This is a genomic window from Methanoculleus taiwanensis, assembly GCF_004102725.1.
Classification (GTDB): Archaea; Halobacteriota; Methanomicrobia; order Methanomicrobiales; family Methanoculleaceae; genus Methanoculleus_A; species Methanoculleus_A taiwanensis.
Map to the genome: position 1 here is coordinate 89,828 of NZ_LHQS01000002.1, position 23,742 is coordinate 113,569.

The following is a 23,742-nucleotide window of genomic DNA, read 5'->3' on the forward strand; positions in this document are numbered from 1 at the left end:
TATTATTTCTCGGGTATTCCGAGCGCCTCGAGCATCTCGCCGAGCGGGATCCCGTGTGCCTGAGCCGCTTCCCTGACGGTTTCGTTGTTTGCAATGGCACACCCGAGGCAACCCATACCGAACCGGAAGAGAACCTGTGCAGACTCCGGTTTTTCACGCAGGAGTTCTGCAATCGTGCTGTCTGCTGTTACTGCCATGCCATTTTTATTGTTGTTCCCGGTATATTATACGTTCGAGTGAATCCTCGCTACATAGGGAAACGGGAGCAAATTGTCCGTTGCTAGTTCCCGGCAGCCCGTGACGGCGGTGTCCGGCCATCCTGAAACGGAACCTCCGCCGAATTCATTTTCGCACCGCGCAGCCGTACGTTAATACTCTCACACACCCATATACACACTGGAGATGTAGTATGACATTGTCTGAAGTAGCTGAAAGAATCTCCCAGAAAATTGAAGCAAAAGGTGTTTCTGTCGACCGGCAGAAGGTCGAATCCAAACTCCGGCGCCTCGTTGACGAGTTCGGTGTCAATCTCGCCGAAGCCGAGCGGACGGTTATGAGCGACCTTGCCCGCGAACATAAACTGACCGGCGTCGGCGGCACCTCGACCGAGATGCACCGGATCCATGATCTTGTGCCCGGAGAATGGGTGACGATCGAGGGCAAGATCGTCGCGCTGAGCCCGTCCCCCTCCCCGTCGATCGCGCAGAACGGCATCATCGCCGACTCGTCGGGCGCCATCCGGTTCGTCGCCTGGAGCCGCGGCAACCCTCCCGAGATGGAGTACGGGCAGTGGTATCGGATCGAGTCCGCCGTCATCAACGAGTACCGGGGTGCGCCAAACCTGACGATCCATTCCGGGACGACCATCTCGACCGTGGAGAGCGACGTGCCGCTCATCCCGTCGATCACCCCGATTGCCGAGCTCAGGCCGGGAGTCGGCAGCGTCCGGGCGAAGACGGTGCAGGACTGGGATGTTACCCACGACCGGATGCTTCAGACCGGGCTTCTCGGTGACGAGACCGGGACTATCAAGTTCGTCATCTGGAAAGAAGACGGCAAAGAGAAACTCGAACCCGATACCGTCTATAACATCTACTACGCCGTTGTCGATGAGTACAACGGCAGGCTCTCCCTCACACTGAACTCCGCGATGTACATCGCAGACGAGGGCGATATCGAGGTCGGGAGGAACGATACCGGAGCTTCGGGCGTTATCGTCCACGTCGCTCCTGGTTCCGGGCTTATCAAGCGCTGCCCCGTCGAAGGGTGCAACCGGACGCTCTCCCGGCAGAACTACTGCCCCGTGCACGAGATCCAGCCGAACTTCCGCTACGACCTGCGTCTGAAGGCCGTGCTCGACGATGGAACCCGTGCCAGAAATATCCTCATCCAGCGTGATATCGTCGAGGAGCTTGCCTCCCTCACTCTGGAGGAGGCGATCGAGGTTGCGGAGAATAACCCTCTCGGGATGGATGAGGTGTTCATCCGGGTCTCGAATGCCGTTCTCGGGCGCTACTATACCTGCGGTGGCAACGAGTTCGACGGGCGACTGCTGGTGAACCGGTGTGCTCCCATGACCTTCGACCCGGCGGAACTTGCTCTACTGCTGAACCGTGCCGGAGGTGAAACAGCATGAACCGCCGACAGATCTCCTACGAACGTGAGCCCGCACGCAGGGTCTTTGCATCGGAGCTCCGCGAGACACGCGTCCAGTTCAAGGAAGGCGAGGACGAAAAGAGTCCGACCTATGTCCTCCTCCCGAGCGGAGTCCGGGCGAATCGTATCCTCATCGTCGGGACACTCACCGAGAAGCAGCGGCAGGGTGACCAGAACATCTTCTACCGCGGCCGGGTCGCCGACCCGACCGGTCCGTTCTTCATCATGGCCGGTTCGTATCAGCCTGAGGCGATGCAGCAGATTGCCAGGATCGAACCTCCGGCATTCGTCGCGGTCGTCGGCAAACCCAATATCTTCGAGACGCCCGATGGGAAGTCTCTCCTCTCCATCCGTGTTGAGTCGATATCCGTCGTCGACCGGGAAACTCGCGATCTCTGGGTGCTCGATACCGCCCGGGATACGCTTGACCGTATCGATGCGATGGGAACGACCGAGGATTCACAGAGAGCGCAGGAAGAGTATAGCATAAAGCCTGAGCTCTACCGGAAGATGGTATACGACGCACTCTCCCAGATCCACCTCTAGATCCAGGATTCTTCCCCTCCCCTTTTTCGGCACCGCTCCCTCTCCGCCCGGGTGGAAAAGCCGGCTGCGATGCCTGCTGTTCAGCGGTTAATCGCTGCTCTCGAGCTCGGAGTCTGCCCTGGTTCCTTTCCACTCGCCTTTGAGCTCGGGATAGTCGGTGAGAATCTTGCTGACCGTGCTTCTGCTGACGTCGAACATCCTGCAGATCTGGCTGATGCTCGTGCCCGCCTGCCGGATGGTGAGCAGCGCCTCGATCTGCCCCTCATTGAGTGCCTTCGGCCTTCCGATTGTCTTTCTTCCTTTTCGGAGCGTCTTCTTCACGCTGGTTGCCGGCACCTTCTGGACGGTGTCCCGGTACTGATCCATAAATTCGAGGAAGTTGCCGATGGATTCCTGTCGCTGCTCCGGGTCATCCGTCGCACCAAAGAAGTCTTTTGTGGCGCAGTAGACGGTATATTCCGCATCATTCAATGCTTTGAGTGCCTGGAGACAGTGATCCGGATTCTTCGCAAAGTCGCAGAGATTATAGAGAATAATGGTGTTTTGCCCCTGTGCGCAGCAGTAATCCAGCATCTCCTGGTATGACTCGCGCTTCTCGGGGGGGACTGCGTTCATCCGGTGGTCGTGGTAGATCCTGGTGATATTAAATCGATATTTACAGAAGTTCTCGACTTCACCTTTCTGAACCTCTAAATCCCCCTTTCTTTTTGTATTTAGATACACGACTGCATCTTTTTTCATTCGCCAAATGGTATTGTATACTACTATTTATGATTTCCGAAGAAGCGCGGCAGTTCTCCCCTGACAGAGCTCCGGGGGGCCGGTGGAGCGTTCCTGGGTGGTATTCTGCAGAAAAAAGGTATGTATTCCTGAATTACCGGGAACTCCATTTCTCCACAACGTCTTTGCCCTCGATGAAGACAAGGCCGTGCTTGCGGGCGTATGCCTTCGCGTCCTCCTTTGAGAGTGCACACCCTGTCTCGTCGTCGAGCATCTCGCAGACCGTGACCGCCGGTGTTACTCCGGCAAGTTCGGCGAGAGCGATGGAGAGCTCGGTCTGCCCGCACCGCTCATCGAGCAGCCGGTCGGCAGCCCGCAGGAGCGGGACGTGCCCGGGCGTCCGGAACGAAGCGCCGAAGTTCGTGCCGCCGCCGTTGAGGGAACGCTTCACCTGTTCGGCGACGGCCCGTATTGTAAGCGAACGATCGTTGTCGGTTATGCCGGTGAACGTCTCCCGGTGGTTGACCCAGAGAGAGAAGGAGGAGTGACTCTTCGGATCGTAGGGAATATCTCCGTCTCTCTCGACGAGGTTGCCTGACCCGAGGATCTCCCTCGCAAACGGGAGTCCGAGTCTCTTCGCTGCCTCGGGGTGGACGGCGGTGCAGATCAGGCCGCCTGCATCCTTCCGCATCTGCCGCACATGGGCGGGAGTCACCGCATCCGCCAGAATCGTAAGGTCAGTCTCCCGTTCCCGATCGTCAAAATCATACAGCAGAATGAATTCGCCGTTTGCCAGTGCTCGTAGTGCTTCATGCATCATAGGTAATCTCCACCTCGACGGTATCGTTATCGGTGAGCGAAAGCTCCTTCCTAAGCTCGCATCCGGCGATAACCTCGATGATATCTTCAGGGTAGTGTGTTCGTGTCGGGACGACGATCGCACAGGGGTGCCCTCCTATCCGGCATGGTAGGGCATATGCGCCGCCGAAAGTTCTGTTGTCGGCGGTAAAACCGTCGATATCTATCCAGTGCCGCGTGTCGAGTTCTTTTCGCACCTGAATGCTGAGTGGGTTGAGCCGTATATTCAGGGTGCCGGGGTATGGTTCGAACCCGAGTTTCTCTGCAAACTGTTCGCGGTAATGGGGTATGCTCATGTAGTAGCGTCCTTCTCCAAGGCCGCTTATTACAGTGCCCGCAAGAGTATGGCGTTCTTTCTTCCGGCTGAATATCCGTGCATACTCGGTGTACTCCCGCTTGAGCTCGCTCTCACCTTGCGGCGTGACGGCGACGTACTGGCCGTCCGGTCGAAGCGACCTCGTGATCAGATTCTGGCGTTCGAGTGAGATGAGGCGGCGGGAGGCGGTCTGGGGGCTGATATCCAGCGATTTCCCGAATGTCTGGGATGACATCCATATCGGCCCGCTGCATCCGCCAAGCAGGGCGATCGCTTTGAGGCACTGCAGATCTTCTGCCACGACCATATGTATCAAAATTGAGATGCATACTATATATGGGTTGTCATCTCTGCCTGCCCCGGCACGTCCGGCGGATCCCTTTCGTGAAATGTCGATATGCCATACGCTAATTTTTTAAGTATCGGTGCCAACCTAGATGGCATGAAATCCGGATTGCGTCATCAGCTTGCCGAGAAAATGGCGGGTGAGATTACGCTTTCGGACTCTCCCGGGAAGGCTTTGAAGAAATGGCGGATGAGTTTCAATATTCCTCAGGGAATACTGGCAGATCGCCTCGGAGTCTCTCCTTCAGTTATCAGCGACTATGAAAGTGGACGTCGAAAGAGTCCCGGAACGGCCATTGTCGGAAAGATCGTCGATACCATCCTGAATATCGACGAGGACAACGGCAGCAAGTACATCAACAAATTTGCAAAAATTCTGTACAGTGAATTTGACGAAGACGTCATCTACGACATCCACGAGTATGCATCACCCGTTGCCCTCGAAGATTTTTCAAAGGCCATCGACTGCACCTGTCTCTGCGGTTCGATGGATCAGACGATCTTCGGGTATACGATCATCAACAGCCTGAATGCAATCCTGCAACTCTCGTCAAGCGAGTTCAACCGGATCTATGGATGGAGTACCGAACGGGCGCTGATATTCACCGACGTCTCCAACGGAAAATCTCCGATGGTGGCGATCCGGGTCACGCCGTTCAAACCCCGCTGCGTCATCCTGCAGGGGATAACCTCCGAACTGGTGCATCCGCTGATACCGAGGCTTGCAGAGAAGGACAGGATTACCGTGCTGTGCACACGAATGGATGTCGAGACGATCATCAGTTCCTTACGAGGAGAGTTATGGTAGGCATATATTCATACGGTGTCTACATCCCGCGATTCAGGATTAAGATCCCCGAGATCGCGCGGGTGTGGGGCGCCAACGCAGACGACATTACAAAAGGGCTCGGCGTCTTTGAAAAGTCCGTCCCCGATATGGACGAGGACACCGCCACGATCGCCGTCGAGGCGTCACGGGCGGCAATGCGGCGGAGAAAGATTGATCCAGCGAAGATCGGTGCGATCTACGTCGGGAGCGAATCGCACCCGTACGCCGTCAAACCCACTGCCTGCACGGTCGGCGAGGCGATAGGCGCGACGCCGTACATGACCGCTGCCGACTACGAGTTTGCCTGCAAGGCCGGAACCGCCGCGATTCAGACCTGTATGGGTCTTGTCAAGAGCGGGATGGTGACCTTCGGGATGGCCGTTGGTGCTGACGTTGCCCAGGGGGCACCCGGCGACGCGCTCGAGTACACCGCCGCGGCCGGCGGAGCTGCATTCGTGCTCGGAGAGAACGACCCAATAGCCGTCATCAACCACACCTGTTCGTTCACCACCGATACGCCGGACTTCTGGCGGCGTGAAGGGCAGAACTTCCCCCGGCACGGCGGGCGGTTCACCGGCGATCCCGGATACTTCAAGCACGTCCAGGGGGCTGCACGCCTGATGCTCGAGCAGATGGGAAAAGAACCTTCCGACTACGACTATGCGGTTTTCCATCAGCCGAATGCGAAGTTCCCGCAGCGCGTGGCGAAGATGCTTGGGTTTACCGGAGAGCAGATCAAGCCGGGGCTCGTCGTCCCGCGGCTCGGCAACACCTACAGCGGTGCGTCCATGGTAGGCCTTGCGGCGACGCTCGATATCGCAGAACCGGGTGACCGGATCTTCGTGACCTCGTTCGGGTCGGGTGCCGGGAGCGACGCTTTTGATATCGAGGTGACCGACGCCATCGCATCGGACTCGTTCGACCGGGATTGCGCTCCTTCCGTCGAGAAACTCCTCGCAAATCCCACGTATGTCGACTATGCACTGTATGCCAAGCACAAAGGAAAGATCGTGATGCAGCGATGAGAGACGTAGCAGTAATCGGGGTCGGATGTACGGAGTTCGGCGAACACTGGAGCACATCGTTCCGAAACCTCTTCGTGGAGGCCGGAGCGCTGGCGCTTGAGGATGCCGGCGTAACGGGCGAGCAGATTGACGCGCTCTACGTTGGAAACATGAGCGCCGGCAGGTTCGTCGAGCAGGAGCATATCGGAGCACTCATTGCCGACTACGCGGGTCTTGCCAGCAACCATGCCGCTTCGACACGTGTCGAGGCTGCGTGTGCCTCGGGCGGCCTTGCGTTCCGGCAGGCTGTTACCGCTGTCGCGAGCGGGATGGAGGATATCGTTGTCGCGGCCGGCGTCGAGAAGATGACGGACGTCGGGACGGGTGCGAGCGTCGATACGCTCGCCGGTGCAGCGGACCGTGAGTGGGAAGGGTTCGCCGGTGCGACGTTCCCCGGCCTCTATGCCATGATCGCGAACAACTACATGCACCGCTACTCCCTCACCCGGGAGCAGCTTGCACAGGTAGCGGTGAAGAACCACGACAACGGCGTCCACAATCCGATTGCCCAGTTCCGGCAGCGGATCACGATTGATACCGTGCTGAACTCGTCGCTCGTTGCCGACCCGCTCCGCCTCTTTGACTGTTCGCCGATCACGGACGGTGCTGCGGCGGTCGTCGTGGTGCCGCTCGAACGCGCCCGCGAGTTCACCGACTCCCCGGTGCGGGTGCTCGCGAGCGCCCAGGCGAGCGATACGATCGCGCTCCACGACCGTCGCGACATCTCGACGCTCGATGCTACGGTCGCCGCCGGCCGCCGCGCGTTTGCGCAGGCGAAGCTGAAACACAGCGACATCGATCTGGTCGAGGTGCACGACTGCTTCACCATCGCAGAGATCTGCGCCATCGAGGATCTCGGGTTCTGCGCCAAGGGCGAGGCCGGGAAACTCACCGAAGAGGGTGTCACGGCTCTCGGCGGGGCGCTCCCGGTGAATACGAGCGGCGGTCTGAAGGCCTGCGGCCACCCCGTCGGGGCGACCGGGATCAAGCAGATCTACGAGATTGTCCAGCAGATCCGCGGTGAAGCCGGAGGACGGCAGGTGGACGCGAATATCGGTATGGCGCATAACGTCGGCGGCACCGGTGCTACGGTTGTCGTCCACATCCTCGGAGGGTGCTAGAATGTCGGTATCACGGTTCTGGAGAAAGATTCCGCAGCGGTATAACCTCATCGGAACGGTCTGCACCACCTGTGGGCGGCACTTCTACCCGCCCCGGTCGCTCTGTCCCGACTGCCGCCGCGGCGGGAAGATCATCGACCACCAGTTCAAGGGAGACGGCGAGGTCGTCACCTACACGGTCATCCGGACGGCGAGCGACCAGTTCGACAGCGCCACCCCCTATGTCCTTGCCATTGTCAAACTCGACGAGGGGCCGAACCTCACCGCACAGATCGTATGCACCCCCGACGAGGCGCATATCGGGATGCGGGTGAAAAGCGTCTTCCGCCGTATCGCCGCCGACGGCGAGAGCGGCGTCATTCACTACGGGACGAAGTTCGTCCCGGCAGAATAACTCCTCATTCTTCTTTTTCGATGCGGATATCGTAGACCGCATGCCATTTCCCGGGCGAATACGTCCTGACCTCCTGCTCGCGGACGTCACCGACCGGCAGAGCATCGATCAGCGGCAGGAACTCGCCGGGCTGCTCCTGCAGGGCGTAGAGATGGATCCACCCGCCGTCCCGGCAGAGGTTCGCCGCTGCCGTGAGGAACTGCGGTGCTGCGAGGGGCAGGTTCATGATGATCCGGTCCAGGGGCGGCATGCCGATACGGTCGAGGTGTCCCGCATCTGCGAGGATGGGTATCACGTTCCCGGTGCGGTTGAGAGCGAGGTTTCGGATCATCAGATGGACGGCATCGGGGTTTAAGTCGGCGGCGAAGACGACCCGCGCCCGTCGCGCTAGGGTGATCGCAAACGGCCCGACGCCGGCGAACATATCAAGGATGCACTCGCCCTCCTGCACAAGCGAGAGCAGCCGCTGCCGCTCGGTGGAGAGGCGTGCCGAGAAGTAGGCGAGGCCGAGATCGAGGTCGAACCGGAGGCCGTACTCCGTATAGCGGGTCTTCGTGGTGGGAGTGCCTGCAAGAACGGTATAGCGGCGCGTCCGGTATTCCCCTTCGACCGCGCTCTCGGGAAGAAGGACGGTGTGGAGCGACGGCCGCGATGCGAGCAGCCGCTCTGCACCGGCGGGGTCTTCCTCCTGCATAATCGCGATACCGCCGATGAGTTCATGCCGCGGGAGTTCGACCCGTTCCGGGAACGCCTCGAACTCGCACTCCCGGGCTCCCTCGCAGGGCTCGACGACGGGCAGGAGGAGGAGTTCCCCTTCCATCCTCGGTTTCAGCGTCCGATCCAGCATGCCGTCTCCGGCCAGGCGGCGTCGCGCCGCTTCGGCATCTCCTCTCGCCACGGCGATACACCATTGCGTCCTTCCGATACGAACCACCAGTCCTCTTTATCTTTGAGACCTAATGGTATTCATGGATGATTATCTCGAGCGCATCAGGAGTGGTTCCCTGAAACTCTATGCCCTGGAGAAAGAACTCGGTGCCGACGAGGCTGTCCGGGTACGTCGGGAGTATATCGAATCCGAGAGCGGGGCAGACCTCGCGGCGCTCGGTTCGTTCACGATCCCGATCGACCAGGCGGTCAGAAAAAATATCGAGAATATGATCGGTGCGGTGCAGGTGCCGGTCGGCGTCGCAGGGCCGCTCGCCGTTCACGGCGAGTATGCAAAGTCGTCGTACTACCTTCCCCTGGCGACGACCGAGGGAGCGCTCGTGGCGTCGGTGAACCGGGGATGTTCGCTTATCACCCGTGCAGGCGGGGCGGACGTGCGGATCATGCGCGACGGCATGACCCGGGCGCCGGTCTTTGCCGCTCGCGACATCATCCACGCCCGGGAGATCGTCACCTGGGTGGAGGAGCATGTGAGTGAGATACGGGAGGCGGCCGAGAGCACGACCTCGCACGGCAAACTCTTCGATATCGTCCCCTACGTCGCCGGAACCAGTGTCTTTCTCCGGATGGAGTTCGACACCAAGGACGCCATGGGGATGAATATGGTTACGATAGCCTCGGCAAAGGTCGGCGAGCTCGTCGAGCGGGAGACCGGCGCCCGTCTCGTCGCCCTCTCCGGCAATATGTGCACCGATAAAAAACCTGCAGCGATCAACGTGGTCAAAGGGCGGGGCAAGACGGTCGTTGCGGGGGTGAAACTCTCCGACGATCTCATCGCAACTCTCCTCAAGACCGATGCCGAGACGCTTGCAGCCGTCAACTACCGCAAAAACCTCGTCGGTTCCGCCCGCGCGGCCTCGCTCGGGTTCAACGCCCAGGCGGCCAACGTCGTCGCGGCCGTCTTCATCGCCTGCGGGCAGGACGCCGCGCACGTCGTTGAGGGGAGTACCTGCATCACGACGGTCGAGAAGATGGACGGGGGAGCGTACGTCGCAGTGACCCTGCCGTCGCTCCCGGTCGGCACGGTCGGCGGCGGGACGGGTCTTGCGACCCAGCGCGAGTGCCTCGAGCTTCTGGGCGTCCACGGCGGCGGCACCCCGGCAGGCGCCAACGCACGGACGTTTGCCGAGATCGTGGCGGCAGGAGTTCTTGCCGGCGAACTCTCCCTGCTCGGTGCCCTTGCGGCCCAGCACCTCGCCCGCGCTCACCAGGAACTCGGCCGGGGATAACCTCTCTCTTTTAAAACCGGAACCACTTCATCATGACCAGGGCATCTTCGCCGTTTCCGTAGTAATTGGCGACGGTAAAGACCTCCTGGTACCCGAGCCGCCGGTAAAACTGCTGTGCGCCGGTGTTCGAGACCCTGACTTCGAGCTGCACGCCGGTCGCGCCTTCGAGTGCGAACTGCTGCTCAAGCCTCCTGACGAGCAGGGCTCCGATACCCTGCCCTCTGCACGCAGGAGTGACGGCAAGGTTCATGATATGCCCGTAGAGTTCCTCGCCGGTATCTTCAAGGCCGCCGGCTATGAATCCGGTCACCTGGCCGTTTTCCCCTGCGACGAAGAACGCCCCGGGATAGATGGCAAGCGCCTCGTGCAGTGTCCGTTCATCCCAGGGGTCGGGAAAGGCTTCCCGCTCGATCGCTACGATCTCATCGATGTCGGCAGGCCGTGCCCTGCGAATGGTGTGTTCTTGTGATGGCATGGATGGTGGCGTCTTCTCCCCCTCTCCTGCTTTGGATATCCGATATACTATAGTGTCAGAGAACAAAATAGTAGGCACGGAACGAGTGGCGGTCTTCATGGTAAGGATCTATCGATTTGCCGGAGTTCATCCGGAACAGGAATTTTCAGCCAGCATCCCGGCGGTGCCCTACGATGTCGTGACGGCGGAAGAGGCAAGAGCGTGTATTGAGAAGAACCCACTGAGTTTTCTGCGGGTAAGCAGGCCCGATGCCGAGCTCCCCGGCATCCCGGCGAACGACGATCGCGTCTACCAGCGGGCGGCCGAGATCTTCGGCCGGATGAATGCGGACGGGCTTTTCGTGCGTGATTCGGAGCCGGGTCTCTATGTCTACCGGGCCGTGCAGGAGGGTGAGGAGTTCATCGGTCTCGTCTGCTGTGTCTCGACCGCAGATTACGAGAACCGGAGTATCCGCAGGCATGAACTGACGCGGTACGACAAGGAGGAGGATCGTACCCGGCATATCGACGCAGTCAACGCGAACACGGGTCTTGTATTTCTGCTCTATCGGGATACCGGCGAGATATTCCCCTATATCACGTCGCTGATCCCGGAGATCGAACCCGACGGTAGCACGATGACCGATCAGGGGGTGTTGCACGAGATCTACCGGATCAGTGACGAGGCCTCCCTCACCCGGCTTGAAGATCTCTTCGCCGGTATCTCCGAACTTTACATCGCCGACGGCCACCACCGTGCAAAGTCTGCGGTGAACGTGGTGGAACGGCGTCGTGCCGAGGGGCGGTTCACGGAGGAGTCGGAGCGGTTCATGGTCGTGCTCTTCGCACATAACCGCGTCGACATCCATGGATACAGCCGCCTCGTCACCGATCTTGCCGGGAATACTCCGGAAGAGTTCCTCGGGAAACTCGCTGAGTCGTGGGAGATCACCCCCTACGGTGCAATCGACGGCTCGGCCTACCAGATTCCGCCGAAGACGTCGGCGGACGTGCCGATGCACGTCATGCACCTGTACCTTGACGGAACGTGGTACGAGCTCGCACGCCCGGTCAGGGCACCTGAAGACCTGATCGGCTCGCTCGACGTGAGCGTTCTGCAGAGCGATGTCATGGAAGCCCTTCTCGGTATCAGCGACCCGCGCGCCGATTCCCGCCTCCACTACATGGGGGGAGCAAAGCCGCTCTCCGCACTTGCGGAGATGGTAGACTCGGGCCAGTTCGCCTTCGCTGTCGCCATGCAGCCGGTGAAGATCGAGACCGTCCTTGCCATCGCCGACAGGGACGGGGTAATGCCGCCCAAATCTACCTGGTTTGAGCCGAAGCTCCTGAGCGGGCTCGTCATCCACTCCCTCGACTGATATACCCTCATCGCTCTTTTTTCTGCGGCGATACCGCCGTCCCGCACGACGCGCCGGTTCACCCGGCAGAGCTTTGATCAGATCGGCACCGCCCGAGCCGGAGGGCTGAGTGTTGAATCTTTCGCGCATCCCGGAAAAACCGTATATCCTATGGTTCGTCCCCCGATATCGGTAAATAATCTTTCTTTTTCCCAATGAGCCTTAATCTGCGACTATCCAATGATCTGGTTATTTATATTACCTCTATACAATGAACTGACTGTAGATGAACGTTAGAGGGGCCATCCCGTTTCTCACGGCAGTTATCGTCATTATTTGCTGCACCTCCGGGTGTACCGACTCTCAGGCGGCGGTATCGCTGCCGTCGGGCGTTGAGGGGGGTGTTACCGATATCACCTCCGATGGCCCGGATACGAAGGTGAGGCTCGATGAGGCACTCGCAGCGCTCGATGCATGGCAGGCCGATCTTCCGCCTGGCGACTCCGTCGCCGCCGTATACCAGGTTCTGGGTGCCGGTGTCGAGACCGACGGCCGGGCGCGCGGCTGGGTGCTCGGGGTCAGGCAGGGGGATACACCGCGCTGGCTCGCCTACGGTCGGGAGGGAATACAGAAGATCTCCTTATCCGCTCCGCTGCCTGCGGAAGAGATCGCCTTTCCGGATGTGGTGATGCCCGAAGGTCTGTACGAGCAAAACCGGATGGTAATAGATGATACTCTCAGGCGGCACGGAACCGACACCGCTGATCTTGCCCTTACGGCAGGGGAGTACGTGCTGACAATCCGCTCCGGTGCGGAGTTTGAAACGCTGGTCTTCCGGGCGGCGACCGGGGAGGCGATACCATCGGTATGAACGGTGATGACGGCTCGATGTCGCTTGACTTCCTGGCCGGGTTTACCATCTTCATGCTCGCGCTGATCATCGTGGTCAGCCTTGTTCCCGGCCTTCTGGTCGGCCTGCAGAGCAGCGGCATCGACTACGATGCCGTCGCATACCGGACGGGCGTCATTCTGGTCGAAGATCCGGGTTGGCCGCTCTATCCGGCATGGGAACAGTACGGCGCGGCGGATAAGGATAAGATCGAACGGATCGGGCTTGCGGTATCCCGTGAGACGCCGAATATCCTCTTATCCGAAAAAGTAAATGCTTTATTCGACGCCGGTCTCTTCTCCTATCCGGACGACTACCACGGCCGGGTCATCTTCGGTGACTATCCCTACTCCTTCAACATCTCGCTGACGAGGTCGGATGGGTCGGTGCCGCAGTTCGTCGGGGCGGAGCGGCCGTCCGGGTACGGCTACATCCGCCGTGTCGTCATGATCAAGGAGCCAGCCAATCTGACGGTCAACTGTATGAATCCGGATTATCTGGCGAACCCTTCAGAGGCAACACAGACCTTCACGGTGCAGCTGGACTACTCAGAGTTGCTCGATCCGACGATCGGCTCTGCGTACCAGATCGATCCGCGAGCTGAGCCGGTTATCGTTAGTATCACGAACTTCGGCGCCTCTCTGAACGGCACCAGTCCCGACCCGACGCTCCGGAAGGTGCGCCTCTCCAAGAACGGCGTGACGCTCAATCTGCCCGATTACACGGTTCTGGATCCCGCGAAGTATCAGCTCTCCGTTGATGGAGCTCCGGTCAACCTCACTCCGGGGCTGCCGGTCACAGGGAGCATCGATCTGCGCCTCGAACCTGCGTGGCTGGCGACGCTCCCCCTCGATCAGAACAGCATCCTCGGTGTCACCTATACGTTCGACGATTCGCCTCCGCGGACACTGCTTTCGGGCACACACCTCTATGACTATGACAACACGACCCGACCGGTGCTCGCCCGAGGCGCCCTGGAGGTGGCGGTATGGTAAACGATTCTGGACAACTCTATACGATGGAAGGCGTCGCGGCAGGGCTTGTTATGATCATAACCGCGTACTTCGTCCTGAACACGACGAGCATCTACACGCCGGGCGATACCCACATCACCGATATGCAGCTTGAACAGCTCGCGAGCGACGCGCTTGCGATGATGGATACGCCGGAGGCTGAAGGTGCCGAGAGTCCGTTGCATTCGTTCGTCCGTTTGAATGACGGAGCCGGATTTCGGACGATGTTCCTCGATTGCTGTAAGCTGCGGGCAGGAGGCATCGACGACAATCTGCACATGAATGCTACCATCTTCTATTGTGACCGATCCCACGACGAGATCAAGAGTTACTCGTTCGGGCTGTCCGACGTCGCGACCGGGAGAGAATCCGCCGTCCGTGTGAGCCGATGGGTGCAGCTGAATACACGCCCATCTGGTGCACCGGGTACGGTGAGCAACCAGTACCCTGTACTTCTCGTGGAGGTGCTCGTATGGCGGGGCTGAACGAAGAGGGGCAGTGGATCGTGCTCATGGGGCTGCTTGTTGCCATTGGGATGTTCTTCCTCGCGTTGATCATCAACCAGTCGGCACTCGTCGGGCAGACGACGGCCGAGAGCGTCCTTGAGTTCCCGAAGAGCGATATCCGCGACCTGCGCAGCGAGATGGACGACCTGGTCGGGGTATTGAGACCCCTCTCTTCCGGAACTCAAAGCACTGTCCTGAATGTTGTCAGGGACGACATTAGCGCCCTTTCTCTCGCTCGTAAAAATGCCGTCGTCGATTTCTCGCTAACAGGCCCCGAGGATGTCGCAGGGGTGCTGTACTACCGGACAGAATTTCACTACAACAACGGGGTGACCGCGTATGACGAGACCGCATACTTCTGACGACGGCGTCACGAATTTGATGGAGTACCTGACCTTTTCGGGTGTTCTCCTCATCCTGCTGGTGGTGGTCATGATCACCGTCAACGCCGTCTTCATGGAGGGGCCGGCCGATACCCTGCAGTATCACGCCTTCGTAGATATCGGCAACGGCATCAGTACCCGTATCGTGGACATGTACGTCATTGCCCCTGCCAACGGAAGCATCTCCACCCGTTTCGATATCCCCGACGATGTTGCGGGGCGGGACTACCTGGTGGAAGCGACTCTCTCGGGATCCGATCAGCAGATCCTGGTGAGCAGCGGTGATATCCGGAGCCGCATCTCGGTCGCCGGTATCGGGGCGACGATGGGCGTGACCGGGAATACGACCGGAGCCGGGTGGAACATCATCGAGTATGACTGGAAAGGGTTTTAGGAGGAATACGCTGTGAAGGAAATGAACGATAGAGCGGTCTCCGAGGCGATCGGATTTATCCTGATCCTCGGTGTGATGGTCAGCAGCATCGCCCTGGTGACCCTCTACGGATACCCGTTGCTCCTCAAAGAGCAGAGCAATACGGATGTCCGGAACATGGAACGGGGGATGATTATCCTTCAGAACGATGTCAAGAGCCTCTGCTACAAGACCGTCCCGTACGAGGAGACGACGCTGCAGGTGAGCGGCGGGACACTATCGGTGGTGGATGCGGGTGCGTCGCCGTCATCCTTCAGTATCAGTACTCTGGATGGTTACTCTACCGGAGATATGCCTCTCGGGAAGCTTACGTATTACTCAGATCGTGGTTCTGAAGTGATTGTCCTTGAGAATGGTGCCGTTCTGACCCGCCAGGACGGGCAGGCCGGTTCGACCATCCTTGCCGAACCAAGGTGGTTCTACGACGATCAGACGAAGACACTGGTTGTCTTCGTGATAGAGCTTGATGCAGGTGAGGCGATCTCGACGAGCGGCATGAGCACCGTCAGGATGGGTCTCGCTTCGTCTCCGGCAACCGACGTAAACACGAGTGTCGGGGCATCGACGACGGTCAGCGTGGTATACACGCCCGATCCTGACGATGATTACTCGACCGGCTGGAAGAATTACCTGACGGGAACCCTGGGGATGGCCGAGACCGCACCAGGATCGAACATCTATACGCTCCCGGATGTCAGAACGCTCATCGTGAAATCCTACGCCGTCACTGTGTACGGTATCTAGACGATACTCTTTTTCTACCGGCGGTGGCCTCTGCCCGGCTGTGTCGCTGTGTATCTCTTCAAAAAAGAATTAAAATCGAAGGATTTGTTGGGTATCGTCAGAGATACCTGTTTTTGCGGAGCCACTCGATCTGCGGTTTGGTGTATCGGTAGATGATATCACACTTCTCGTCCTGAAAACTCCAGGGTACGACAATGAGGACGTCTCCTTCCCGAATCCAGACTTTCTTTTTGATCTTGCCTTTGATCCTCCCCGTTCGCGTGACGCCGTCGAAGCAGCGCACTTTGATGTGGTTCGCACCGAGCATCAACTCTGCGCTTCCGAACGTCTCCCTGTTTCGCTTGTTCGGGAGCCGTACACGAATGATCTCTTCCCCTTCTCCCCCTGCCCCGGCAGCGGGTTTCTTCCTCTCGTTCTCGGTCAGGACATCCACTCCCTGATAGTGTAGAGCCGCAGATTTTGTGCAAGCGTTCAGGCTCGTCAAACGTACTCGTGTGTCTTCAATGGATATATATTCGTTCGGTAGGCGAGCAGGGAACCTGGTTTGCACGCCCTCCTGCAGTTCTTTCCCGCCACTCCCGATCGTTCGGCTCCGGAGGCTACGTCCTGCCGGCACCCGTCCGGACGATGGGTTTTTCGGCTGCAGAAGAAGAGTGTACGTGGTTATTCCCATGCATTGCGTTGAGTGGATCTATCACGAACTCTACGGGCGCTACGGACCGCAGGGATGGTGGCCGCTTCTCGACTATGGGGGGGAGAGAGAGCCTGCGAAGACCGGAAGCCGGCGGGGCTATCACCCGCTCCGCTACGACCTGCCGGAGACCCGGACGCAGACCTTCGAGGTCTGTGCCGGGGCAATCCTGACGCAGAATACGAACTGGATGAATGTAGAGCGGGCGCTTCTGGATCTCCGGAGCCTCGGCGCTCTCGATCCGCTACGGCTCGTCAGACTCGATGATGCGACTCTGAAAGAAGCCGTGAGATCGGCGGGATACTACAACCAGAAATCGCGATACTTGCGGGAGTTTGCAGACTTTTTCCTCTCGCTCGGCACGAAGGCTCCTGCCCGGGAAGAACTCCTCGAGATCCGTGGGATCGGGCGGGAGACGGCGGACTCGATGCTCCTCTATGCCTTTCACGTCCCGATATTCGTGGTCGATGCCTACACCCGGCGCATATTCGGAAATCTCGGGCTCATCGAGGAGAAGGTCGGGTACGATCGGATCCGGGATCTCGTCGAAGAGAACCTCCCGCCTGCTCTTCCCGTTTACCAGGAGTACCACGCCCTCCTCGTCGAACACGCGAAGCGCTACTATCGGAAAGGCGCCGATCGCCGTGCCTGTCCGCTTCTTGCATGCCGGTAGCAGAAATCCCGGATTTCCGGCTCTCCTGTCTTTGCTGCGTATTGTTACTCACGGGCAGGAGCGCTTTATACCTCTAAGCGGGCATACTGCGAACGGAGAGATCATGGTGAGGATACGGATCGTATACTACTCCTGGCAGGGGCATACGAGGACGGTAGCGACGGCGCTGGCAGAGCTGCTTGGTGCGGAACTGCAGAGGATAGAGGCCGTCTCCGAGTCGGGCATGTTTGGGAAAGCAATGAGAGCCATGCTCGGGATGAGGGCGGCGATACGGCCGCTCGATGCCAGTCTCGGCGATGTCGATCATCTCATCGTTGCAACGCCTGTCTGGGCGCAGAAAGTTCCGCCCTACGTCAACGAGTATCTCGCCGGGCTTGTGAACTGCTCCGGAAAACCGTTCTCGGTGCTCGTGGAGATGAAGGGTTCGGGGGCGGAGAGCGCCATTCGTGCGGTCAGAGACCGGCTTACGAAGAAAGGGATGCGTTTTGTCTCCTCCGCCGTTACCCTCGAGGATGAGGTGGATGCCGGAACCTACGGCCGGAAGATCGAGGAGTTTGCGAAAGCGATCCTGCAGTGATGGAAGCAACGGTTGTCAGAGGTATCCTATGAGCTGGAATATGGGCTGCAGGCAGACCCCGTCGCCGATCTTCACGCACCGGATCTCATCTCTCCCTTCGTATGCGCCGAGCGTCCGGCCGCCGTCGATCTCGACCCAGTCGTGAATGGCGACGGCGGTTTCGCGGAACTCAAGGTGGAGAGCGGCGCTCTTGAATCGCTTTGTATCCCAGATCATGATCCCGTGAACGGGCCTGGCTTTGACGCCGTTCTCGTTAAGTATCTCCACGCGAAGCAGGGCGAGATCCGTGCAGTCGCCGATCCGGTTCTTCAGGGTCGTATCGATACCGACCGGGAAGAGTCGCGGTCGCCCGTCGATGTAGCGGCGGGTTTCGGTCTCGACCCTCCGTATGATCTCGTCGGGGGGAGCTCCCGGGGTTGCTACGGCAGCAATGGCTGTCGGAACGGTGGCATCGGGGGGGCTGCCTGCATTCTCTAGGCCGATACTCGGACAGATGAGCACTCCCTGCGGAGTGATGAGTGAGATGAGGAGGATTGCTGACAGAAGGCTCACGATCACGGTACTGCTCAGGTATTTTAATATCTATGAATGTATTAAAAAGTTATTATTTTATTTTTCAGAAATTTCCTGCTATATTTTAATAATTACTCGAAATCTGCCTATTTTGCCCCTATGCTCTCTTGGATCTGGATGGCTCTTGTATCGTGACTGATACGGTGCCTGAAGGGTGCTCCGGGGGTTTCTGAAGGTCAATTCAGAAATGCGGTGAAAATTGGTGGCGTAATGCGAGGTAGTGTCTGATGTTTTATAATGGAGATTTCGGAAAGGAAGTCGCCTCTGCAGGGAAAAATGGCATGATATCATATTTTTCCAATCCTGCGCGTTGTGTGGGACGAGTGACGGATCCTCTGTGCGGTATTCTCCTGCTGGTACGGGTGACGTCTCTCCTATCGTCCGGATATCCGGCGTGCGGCAAGGGCTGCTGTGGAGAATGCCGCCTGCAGATTATAGCCCCCCGTATCGCCGTCGATGTCAAGGACTTCGCCGATGCAGTAGAGATGCGGTACCAGTCTCGACTCCATGGTCTTTGGATTGATCTCGGCGAGGGAAACCCCTCCCCGCGTGACCATGGCCTCATCGAAGCCGGCAAGGTTCTCCACGGTGAACGGGTATTCCGCGACTGATGTTATGAGTGTACTCCGTGCCTTCTTCGAGAGGTTGGCACCGTTCAGGTCAGGCGGGATTTCGGCGAGTTCGACCAGTTTTTTTGCGAACCGTTCGGGCAGGGGGAGCTCGGCAAGAGCGGTCTTCACGAGGCGGTTACCGTTTGCCGCAATGGTTGCGGTCACGGTACTCCTGATCGCGTCCTGATTCATCCCCGGGAGAAATGCTACCTTCAGCTGATCACCGGGACGGATGTACCGCGAGAGATCGAGGATACCGGGACCTGATAGACCCGTATGCGTCAACAGGAGGTCGCCCGTATGCTGGCGGATCTTTTTCCCGCCCCTGAAGAGTGCTATTGATAGGTCGCTGAACGATATGCCCGCAAGATCGGTGAACGGGTACTCCCTGATATATACTGCCGCGAGGGCGGGAGCAATCTCCGTGATTGTATGCCTGAGCTGCCCTGCAAGGGTGTACCCATCTCCGGATGAACCGGTGATCGGGTAGGAGGCGCCTCCGGTTGCGATAACGAGGGTATCCGCACGCATCGTGTTCGCATCGGACTGAACGATGAAATCCCCGTCCTCGCGTGCGACGTGGTGCACGGGTTCGCTACAGCGGATCCCGACTCCCTGCCGCTCGCATTCTCTCTGGAGGACGGCAAGGATATCCGAGGATCTCCGTGATGCCGGGAAGACTTTCCCGCCGGGTTCTGCCCGCATCCCGAGCCCGTGCTCTTCGAAGAATGCGATGAGATTCCGGTTCGTGAAGTTCAGGAGTGCAGGCCGGAGGAACGCTCCATGCTCCCCGTAATGTGAAAAAAAGTCGGTTATCTCGCCGTCGTGGGTGAGGTTGCACTGTCCCGATCCGGCGAGAAGGAGTTTTCTGCCGCAGGAGCGTTTCTTCTCAAGCACGATCACCCTTCGCCCGTCTCCTGCTGCCTGCAGGGCGCAAAAGAGTCCGGCAGGGCCGCCTCCGATGATAATAGTGGTATCTCCCGTCATGCCGCTCGCCTCACGCCGCCGGTTTCCCGCCGTGATTCATACTAACCGTTCGTGCCCGGTCCTCATAGCAGTAGCCGTCACGCTCCTCTCCGGCCGACCGCCGGAGGTATCCCACGCCCTGTCACGGAGCAGCGGCACTGCCGCTTCAAGGGCATCGCGCCCTCCTTCCAGGTAGAGGGCACCGAAGACTGCCTGGACGAGGGTTGCCCTCTCTCGCGCACGTTCCTCTCCGGTCGAACGAGGGCGGTACCCGAGACCGATGGCATTCTCGAATAGTTTCCAGTGGTCACAGAGTGCAAGGTGGCTTTCAAACAGTGCAGATGCATCGAGTCGCGTATCGGATTCTCCGGGGGAGGTAAAAGCGCCTTTGATCGCTCCCGGCACCACCCGGAGCCGCAGCGTGACGTCGCCGATGAGGGCGAGCGCACTTGCATCGCCCGGCATCTTTGCGAGCATGAAGATATCCCGTGCAGGCACCGGCAGGTCGGCTTCCGGCAGTGTATTGAGGATGCCGAGGAAAAGGCGTTTCGTAGTGGTATCCACAAGGATCCGTATGAGGGGATTCGTATCTTTGAAGGTATACCCAAGATCCGTCTCGATAGCAGGGATGATTCTCCGGTTTACGTTCTCGATCTGTGACTGCAGGTGATCTATCTCTCTGATCCACGCTTTTATGCGTCTCAGCCTTCGCGTTCTTCTTTTTGTCCGGCGGCATCCGGGCAGATACCATGCAGTGTACCGGTGCACGAGGCCTTCCCTGATCGCCGTGAGTGTATCGTTGACTGCAATCGGGTACACCATGAATGCATCAGCCATACTGTGTAGTGTGGCAGTGCTCCGTCACCAATGTTTGCATTTTACTCTTTTTTTATATTAATTATTTTAACTTAACCTCTTCGGCAGGACGAGCGCTATACCTGAAGGCTTTCCGGTGCGTTTCGTGCTGCAACGGCAATACATGCGCAGCCTGCAATTTCATCCTAATAATTAAATAGTATTAAATATATTGCCCGGCGCCCTCCGGAGGGATTGTAATGAATCGATTAAAGACGACAAGATGGTGCCTTCTTGCTCTTGTGGCTATTCTGGCCATCTGTATGGCAGCACCCGCCTGCACCGCCTGTCCGGAACAGGCCGGGGCAGAACCTGCGCAGACAACCGGAAATATCGTCGAACTGGCTTCCGGTGTGGATGATCTCTCCACGCTGGTGACGGCGGTTCAGGCTGCCGACCTCGTGGAGACGCTCAGTGCCGAAGGGCCGTACACGGTCTTTGCCCCGACGAACGAGGCGTTTGATGAGCTCCCGGATGGGGTTTTAGAGGACCTCCTTGCTAATCCCGACGAACTGGCGGGCGTCCTCACCTACCATGTGGTGGAAGGCATCTACTGCGCCTCGGATCTTGCGGATATCGACACCCTCACGACGGTTCAGGGTGACGAGATCAGGATCTCCACCACTGACGACGGTGTTATGATCAACGATGCAATGGTCATTGATGCGAACATTGATGCGTCCAACGGCGTCGTCCATGTCATCGACGGTGTGCTGATCCCGCCGGTGACGCCGGACGATATGCAGTGCTGAAGCAGACCGGCATCAGGTCTCTGCCGGTACGACGGAGCGGAGCGATCCGGCGACCACCCGCTCCGTATCTCCGACATCTTTTTCGTGTTTCGCATCCCTGTGACCTGCATGATGGGGCGGGCGGTTTTTCTTCTTCTCATCTCCATTGCCGCCATTGCTGCGGCAGGCTGCACGGCGCCACCCGTGTACGAACAGCCGGACATTGCAGTCGACGGGATCGCCGTCGAAAATGTTTCGCTTTCACGTATCAATCTCGTGCTCCGGCTCACCATTACGAACCCGAATCCGGTAGGCGCTACGCTTGAGAATCTCTCGTTCGATATCTACTTTCTGGAGGGCGATCGGCAGCGGTTCCTCGCGCATGGAGAGCAGGGGGGCTTTACGATCCGACCTGATGGCGACACAACCGTCGCCGTTCCCGTGACCGTCGACAACATCCGGCTCGTGACGGCTCTCCTCCGGCTCCTCGAGGACGGCGCGGTCACCTTCCGGGTGAGCGGTTCGGGCACGCTCGATTTCTATATCACCTCGTTTGACGTCCCGTTCGACCGCACCGTCGAGGTGCGGCTGTAGCCCGGCGGAGGTGGGACGACCCCCCTCTCTCTACCGGCGCACCGAGTATCCCGCCCGCCTTACAATCCTGATCATCTCCGCTTCCCAGGCCGCATCTTCAGGCTCGTGCATCGTCCGAACTTCCTTCTCCCAGACTTCTGCGAGGACGGGGTCGTCGGCGGCGAGATGCCGCGAACCCATAATCCTCCCCGCCCGCGTTCCGGTGCCGTCGACGATCAGCAGGCGCCAGCACGAAAAGTCCCTGCAGATCTCGGGACGGGTGGCGTGGACGATGCAGCAGACTCTCCGGTTTTCGGGATCTTTCCGGAGAAACGGGCAGGCTTCCGGGCGCTCTTTGAAGATGCCCTTCTCCGGGTAGAGGTGTATTTTATCGGCATCGATGCAGACCGGCGTCTTCTCCCCGGTATACACGTTCCGGATCAGGAACCGGTACCCGCCGTACTCTTCTGCAATGACGTGCACCTGCCCGAGGTGACTGCAGCACTCGCCGCACTGGATGCATTCGAAACCCACGTTCTTCTCCTCCCTCGATACGATAGCGTATCTGCCTGCATGGTACCTCTCCCGGGATCGATATACATGCATTGCTCCGTGCCGCACCGGAGCATGAATGCCCTTCAGATGCCGATTGCAACCAGGAGGAAATACAGCGCAACCAGTCCGGTGAAGAGAAAATATGCCATGATATTCGTGGTTGCATAGCGTATGGCGGTTGATCGTTCGGTGCACCGGGCGGCATACCCCCGGAGGGCGGCAGCGAGCGGAATAGCCGATATCGCGGCGAGCGGCCAGAAGTTTATCGGTGCGAAGAGACCCGTGGCCGCATACAGGGTGATAACCAGCGTTGCGGAGATTGCCGCGAGAGCGATGATCCGAAAACCATACGCTCTCCCTCTTCTGACGATCATTGTCGGTTTCCCCCCTGCGATATCCCCTTCCATATCGGGGATCTCGACACTGGTGATAAAGACGAGTCCGTAGAGGAAGAACGGCACGCTGTATGCAAAAAAGGCAGGATCAAGCGTTCCCATCGCCACAAAGTATCCCGCTCCCGGCATGAGGAGGCCGAAGGTGATCATATTGGTTATCTCTCCGAGGCCGTTGTATGCGAGTCTCAGGGGAGGCGCGGTGTAGAACCAGCCGAGGAGATTTCCACCAATGGCGAATAGGAGGAAGTACGAGGGAAATTCGTAGATGGTCAGGAAGACGTACCCGAGCAGGATGGAAAGACCCATCAGTGCAACGGCCGCCCACTTCGCGTACGGCCTGAGTGCGGGATTCTCTGCAAGAACCCCGCTCCCGCCGGAGATGCCGGTCGGTTCGCCGAACAGGTCGGCATCGGCATCAAAGTAGTCGTTGCTGTAATGTACCGAGAGATGGGCTGCGGCCATTGCGGTGTAGCCGAGGAGGAACTGGGCGAAGGAGAAATCAGCCCCCATGAGCAGTGCAAAGAGTGCTCCTCCGAGGAACGGGATAAATCCCGAGAGAAGGAAGGGATATCGCCCGAGCCGGATGAATTGCACGAAGGTCTGAAGCGTCCTCCTGTCGACTTCCTGCCTGTACACGGCAGCAGGTCAGGATGAACCTGAATATATACTTTTTCCGGACGCAGGATCTGGCCGTTCTGGAGAACGGATGACCGTCTTTCCGGCCGGAAAACCGGTTC

30 protein-coding genes are annotated in these 23,742 nt (G+C 58.8%); 18 read left to right on the top strand and 12 right to left on the bottom strand.

Annotated features, from left to right (window positions below):
* Positions 1–2: 2 nt before the first annotated feature.
* Positions 3–197, bottom strand: coding sequence for a DUF1858 domain-containing protein (locus tag ABH15_RS05170; RefSeq protein ID WP_128693320.1), 195 nt, complete (start codon positions 195–197; stop codon positions 3–5).
* A gap of 212 nt (positions 198–409) precedes the next feature.
* On the opposite strand from ABH15_RS05170, the gene ABH15_RS05175 reads away from it, so the two are divergent.
* Positions 410–1,636 carry a nucleotide-binding protein gene (locus ABH15_RS05175; RefSeq protein ID WP_128693321.1) on the top strand — a complete coding sequence of 409 codons (1,227 nt, stop codon included), beginning with the start codon at positions 410–412 and terminating at the stop codon, positions 1,634–1,636.
* Positions 1,633–2,202 (top strand): RPA family protein, encoded by a 570-nt coding sequence (locus tag ABH15_RS05180; protein ID WP_128693322.1) that lies wholly within the window; start codon positions 1,633–1,635, stop codon positions 2,200–2,202. Before ABH15_RS05175 ends, ABH15_RS05180 begins: the two co-directional genes overlap by 4 nt.
* An 87-nt stretch (positions 2,203–2,289) precedes the next feature.
* Here the strand turns inward: ABH15_RS05180 and ABH15_RS05185 are convergent, their stop codons facing one another.
* The 3 genes from ABH15_RS05185 to ABH15_RS05195 form a co-directional block, all read right to left on the bottom strand.
* Positions 2,290–2,943, bottom strand: a complete 654-nt coding sequence (locus ABH15_RS05185; RefSeq protein ID WP_128693323.1) for a recombinase family protein — start codon at positions 2,941–2,943, stop codon at positions 2,290–2,292.
* A gap of 133 nt (positions 2,944–3,076) precedes the next feature.
* Entirely contained in the window at positions 3,077–3,742 is a 666-nt protein-coding gene (gene ribB, locus ABH15_RS05190; RefSeq protein ID WP_128693324.1) for a 3,4-dihydroxy-2-butanone-4-phosphate synthase, read from the bottom strand.
* Positions 3,732–4,403 carry a DUF120 domain-containing protein gene (locus ABH15_RS05195; protein ID WP_128693325.1) on the bottom strand — a complete coding sequence of 224 codons (672 nt, stop codon included), beginning with the start codon at positions 4,401–4,403 and terminating at the stop codon, positions 3,732–3,734. The genes ribB and ABH15_RS05195 overlap by 11 nt, the downstream gene beginning before the upstream one ends.
* Before the next feature lie 135 nt (positions 4,404–4,538).
* On the opposite strand from ABH15_RS05195, the gene ABH15_RS05200 reads away from it, so the two are divergent.
* The 4 genes from ABH15_RS05200 to ABH15_RS05215 are packed head-to-tail and all read left to right on the top strand — an operon-like array spanning position 4,539 to position 7,849.
* Complete coding sequence (locus ABH15_RS05200; RefSeq protein ID WP_128693326.1) at positions 4,539–5,249, top strand: helix-turn-helix domain-containing protein; 711 nt, start codon at positions 4,539–4,541, stop codon at positions 5,247–5,249.
* The gene (locus ABH15_RS05205; protein ID WP_128693327.1) at positions 5,243–6,295 is read left to right on the top strand and encodes a hydroxymethylglutaryl-CoA synthase; all 1,053 of its coding nucleotides are present in this window, start codon (positions 5,243–5,245) and stop codon (positions 6,293–6,295) included. Before ABH15_RS05200 ends, ABH15_RS05205 begins: the two co-directional genes overlap by 7 nt.
* Positions 6,292–7,455, top strand: a complete 1,164-nt coding sequence (locus ABH15_RS05210) for a thiolase domain-containing protein (protein WP_128693328.1) — start codon at positions 6,292–6,294, stop codon at positions 7,453–7,455. The genes ABH15_RS05205 and ABH15_RS05210 overlap by 4 nt, the downstream gene beginning before the upstream one ends.
* Before the next feature lies 1 nt (position 7,456).
* On the top strand, positions 7,457–7,849 hold the full coding sequence (locus ABH15_RS05215) for a Zn-ribbon domain-containing OB-fold protein (protein ID WP_128693329.1): 393 nt from the start codon (positions 7,457–7,459) through the stop codon (positions 7,847–7,849).
* 4 nt (positions 7,850–7,853) lie between these two features.
* Here ABH15_RS05215 and ABH15_RS05220 read toward each other — a convergent pair whose 3' ends face one another.
* A complete protein-coding gene (locus tag ABH15_RS05220; protein ID WP_277749822.1) occupies positions 7,854–8,747 on the bottom strand; it encodes a class I SAM-dependent methyltransferase in 894 nt (297 codons plus the stop codon).
* Positions 8,748–8,817: 70 nt separating this feature from the next.
* Here ABH15_RS05220 and hmgA point away from each other — a divergent pair, with 70 nt between their 5' ends.
* Positions 8,818–10,026, top strand: a complete 1,209-nt coding sequence (gene hmgA / locus ABH15_RS05225; RefSeq protein ID WP_128693330.1) for a hydroxymethylglutaryl-CoA reductase (NADPH) — start codon at positions 8,818–8,820, stop codon at positions 10,024–10,026.
* A 10-nt stretch (positions 10,027–10,036) separates the two neighbouring features.
* On the opposite strand, the gene rimI is transcribed toward hmgA, so the two are convergent.
* A complete protein-coding gene (gene rimI / locus ABH15_RS05230; protein ID WP_128693331.1) occupies positions 10,037–10,501 on the bottom strand; it encodes a ribosomal protein S18-alanine N-acetyltransferase in 465 nt (154 codons plus the stop codon).
* Positions 10,502–10,598: 97 nt separating this feature from the next.
* Here rimI and ABH15_RS05235 point away from each other — a divergent pair, with 97 nt between their 5' ends.
* The 7 genes from ABH15_RS05235 to ABH15_RS05265 all read left to right on the top strand — a co-directional run bounded on the left by ABH15_RS05235 (position 10,599) and on the right by ABH15_RS05265 (position 15,805).
* Positions 10,599–11,858, top strand: a complete 1,260-nt coding sequence (locus ABH15_RS05235) for a DUF1015 domain-containing protein (protein WP_128693332.1) — start codon at positions 10,599–10,601, stop codon at positions 11,856–11,858.
* 265 nt (positions 11,859–12,123) lie between these two features.
* Positions 12,124–12,708 carry a hypothetical protein gene (locus ABH15_RS05240; protein ID WP_128693333.1) on the top strand — a complete coding sequence of 195 codons (585 nt, stop codon included), beginning with the start codon at positions 12,124–12,126 and terminating at the stop codon, positions 12,706–12,708.
* Positions 12,705–13,721: a hypothetical protein gene (locus ABH15_RS05245; RefSeq protein WP_241648025.1), complete on the top strand. Its 1,017-nt coding sequence runs from the start codon at positions 12,705–12,707 to the stop codon at positions 13,719–13,721. The genes ABH15_RS05240 and ABH15_RS05245 overlap by 4 nt, the downstream gene beginning before the upstream one ends.
* Positions 13,715–14,224, top strand: a complete 510-nt coding sequence (locus ABH15_RS05250; RefSeq protein WP_128693334.1) for a DUF7288 family protein — start codon at positions 13,715–13,717, stop codon at positions 14,222–14,224. The genes ABH15_RS05245 and ABH15_RS05250 overlap by 7 nt, the downstream gene beginning before the upstream one ends.
* Positions 14,212–14,607, top strand: coding sequence for a hypothetical protein (locus tag ABH15_RS05255; RefSeq protein ID WP_128693335.1), 396 nt, complete (start codon positions 14,212–14,214; stop codon positions 14,605–14,607). The genes ABH15_RS05250 and ABH15_RS05255 overlap by 13 nt, the downstream gene beginning before the upstream one ends.
* Positions 14,585–15,022: a hypothetical protein gene (locus ABH15_RS05260; protein WP_164913644.1), complete on the top strand. Its 438-nt coding sequence runs from the start codon at positions 14,585–14,587 to the stop codon at positions 15,020–15,022. Before ABH15_RS05255 ends, ABH15_RS05260 begins: the two co-directional genes overlap by 23 nt.
* Before the next feature lie 21 nt (positions 15,023–15,043).
* Entirely contained in the window at positions 15,044–15,805 is a 762-nt protein-coding gene (locus tag ABH15_RS05265) for a DUF7289 family protein (RefSeq protein ID WP_128693336.1), read from the top strand.
* A gap of 97 nt (positions 15,806–15,902) precedes the next feature.
* Here the strand turns inward: ABH15_RS05265 and eif1A are convergent, their stop codons facing one another.
* The gene (eif1A, locus tag ABH15_RS05270; RefSeq protein ID WP_128694296.1) at positions 15,903–16,229 is read right to left on the bottom strand and encodes a translation initiation factor eIF-1A; all 327 of its coding nucleotides are present in this window, start codon (positions 16,227–16,229) and stop codon (positions 15,903–15,905) included.
* A gap of 247 nt (positions 16,230–16,476) precedes the next feature.
* Here eif1A and ABH15_RS05275 point away from each other — a divergent pair, with 247 nt between their 5' ends.
* Together ABH15_RS05275 and ABH15_RS05280 are read left to right on the top strand one after the other, a co-directional pair.
* Complete coding sequence (locus tag ABH15_RS05275; protein ID WP_128693337.1) at positions 16,477–17,169, top strand: endonuclease III domain-containing protein; 693 nt, start codon at positions 16,477–16,479, stop codon at positions 17,167–17,169.
* A gap of 103 nt (positions 17,170–17,272) precedes the next feature.
* Entirely contained in the window at positions 17,273–17,746 is a 474-nt protein-coding gene (locus ABH15_RS05280) for a flavodoxin family protein (protein WP_128693338.1), read from the top strand.
* Between the two features lie 15 nt (positions 17,747–17,761).
* Here ABH15_RS05280 and ABH15_RS05285 read toward each other — a convergent pair whose 3' ends face one another.
* The 3 genes from ABH15_RS05285 to ABH15_RS05295 form a co-directional block, all read right to left on the bottom strand.
* Complete coding sequence (locus tag ABH15_RS05285; RefSeq protein WP_241648026.1) at positions 17,762–18,298, bottom strand: transglutaminase-like domain-containing protein; 537 nt, start codon at positions 18,296–18,298, stop codon at positions 17,762–17,764.
* Positions 18,299–18,693: 395 nt separating this feature from the next.
* Positions 18,694–19,917, bottom strand: coding sequence for a BaiN/RdsA family NAD(P)/FAD-dependent oxidoreductase (locus ABH15_RS05290; RefSeq protein WP_128693340.1), 1,224 nt, complete (start codon positions 19,915–19,917; stop codon positions 18,694–18,696).
* Between the two features lie 36 nt (positions 19,918–19,953).
* Positions 19,954–20,733 carry a hypothetical protein gene (locus ABH15_RS05295; RefSeq protein WP_174719415.1) on the bottom strand — a complete coding sequence of 260 codons (780 nt, stop codon included), beginning with the start codon at positions 20,731–20,733 and terminating at the stop codon, positions 19,954–19,956.
* 218 nt (positions 20,734–20,951) lie between these two features.
* On the opposite strand from ABH15_RS05295, the gene ABH15_RS05300 reads away from it, so the two are divergent.
* Both ABH15_RS05300 and ABH15_RS05305 read left to right on the top strand, forming a co-directional pair.
* A complete protein-coding gene (locus ABH15_RS05300; RefSeq protein WP_174719416.1) occupies positions 20,952–21,503 on the top strand; it encodes a fasciclin domain-containing protein in 552 nt (183 codons plus the stop codon).
* Between the two features lie 108 nt (positions 21,504–21,611).
* Positions 21,612–22,076 carry an LEA type 2 family protein gene (locus ABH15_RS05305; RefSeq protein WP_128693341.1) on the top strand — a complete coding sequence of 155 codons (465 nt, stop codon included), beginning with the start codon at positions 21,612–21,614 and terminating at the stop codon, positions 22,074–22,076.
* A 30-nt stretch (positions 22,077–22,106) separates the two neighbouring features.
* On the opposite strand, the gene ABH15_RS05310 is transcribed toward ABH15_RS05305, so the two are convergent.
* Both ABH15_RS05310 and ABH15_RS05315 read right to left on the bottom strand, forming a co-directional pair.
* Positions 22,107–22,589, bottom strand: coding sequence for a YkgJ family cysteine cluster protein (locus tag ABH15_RS05310; protein ID WP_128693342.1), 483 nt, complete (start codon positions 22,587–22,589; stop codon positions 22,107–22,109).
* 104 nt (positions 22,590–22,693) lie between these two features.
* A complete protein-coding gene (locus tag ABH15_RS05315; protein ID WP_128693343.1) occupies positions 22,694–23,641 on the bottom strand; it encodes a prenyltransferase in 948 nt (315 codons plus the stop codon).
* Between the last annotated feature and the right edge of the window lie 101 nt (positions 23,642–23,742).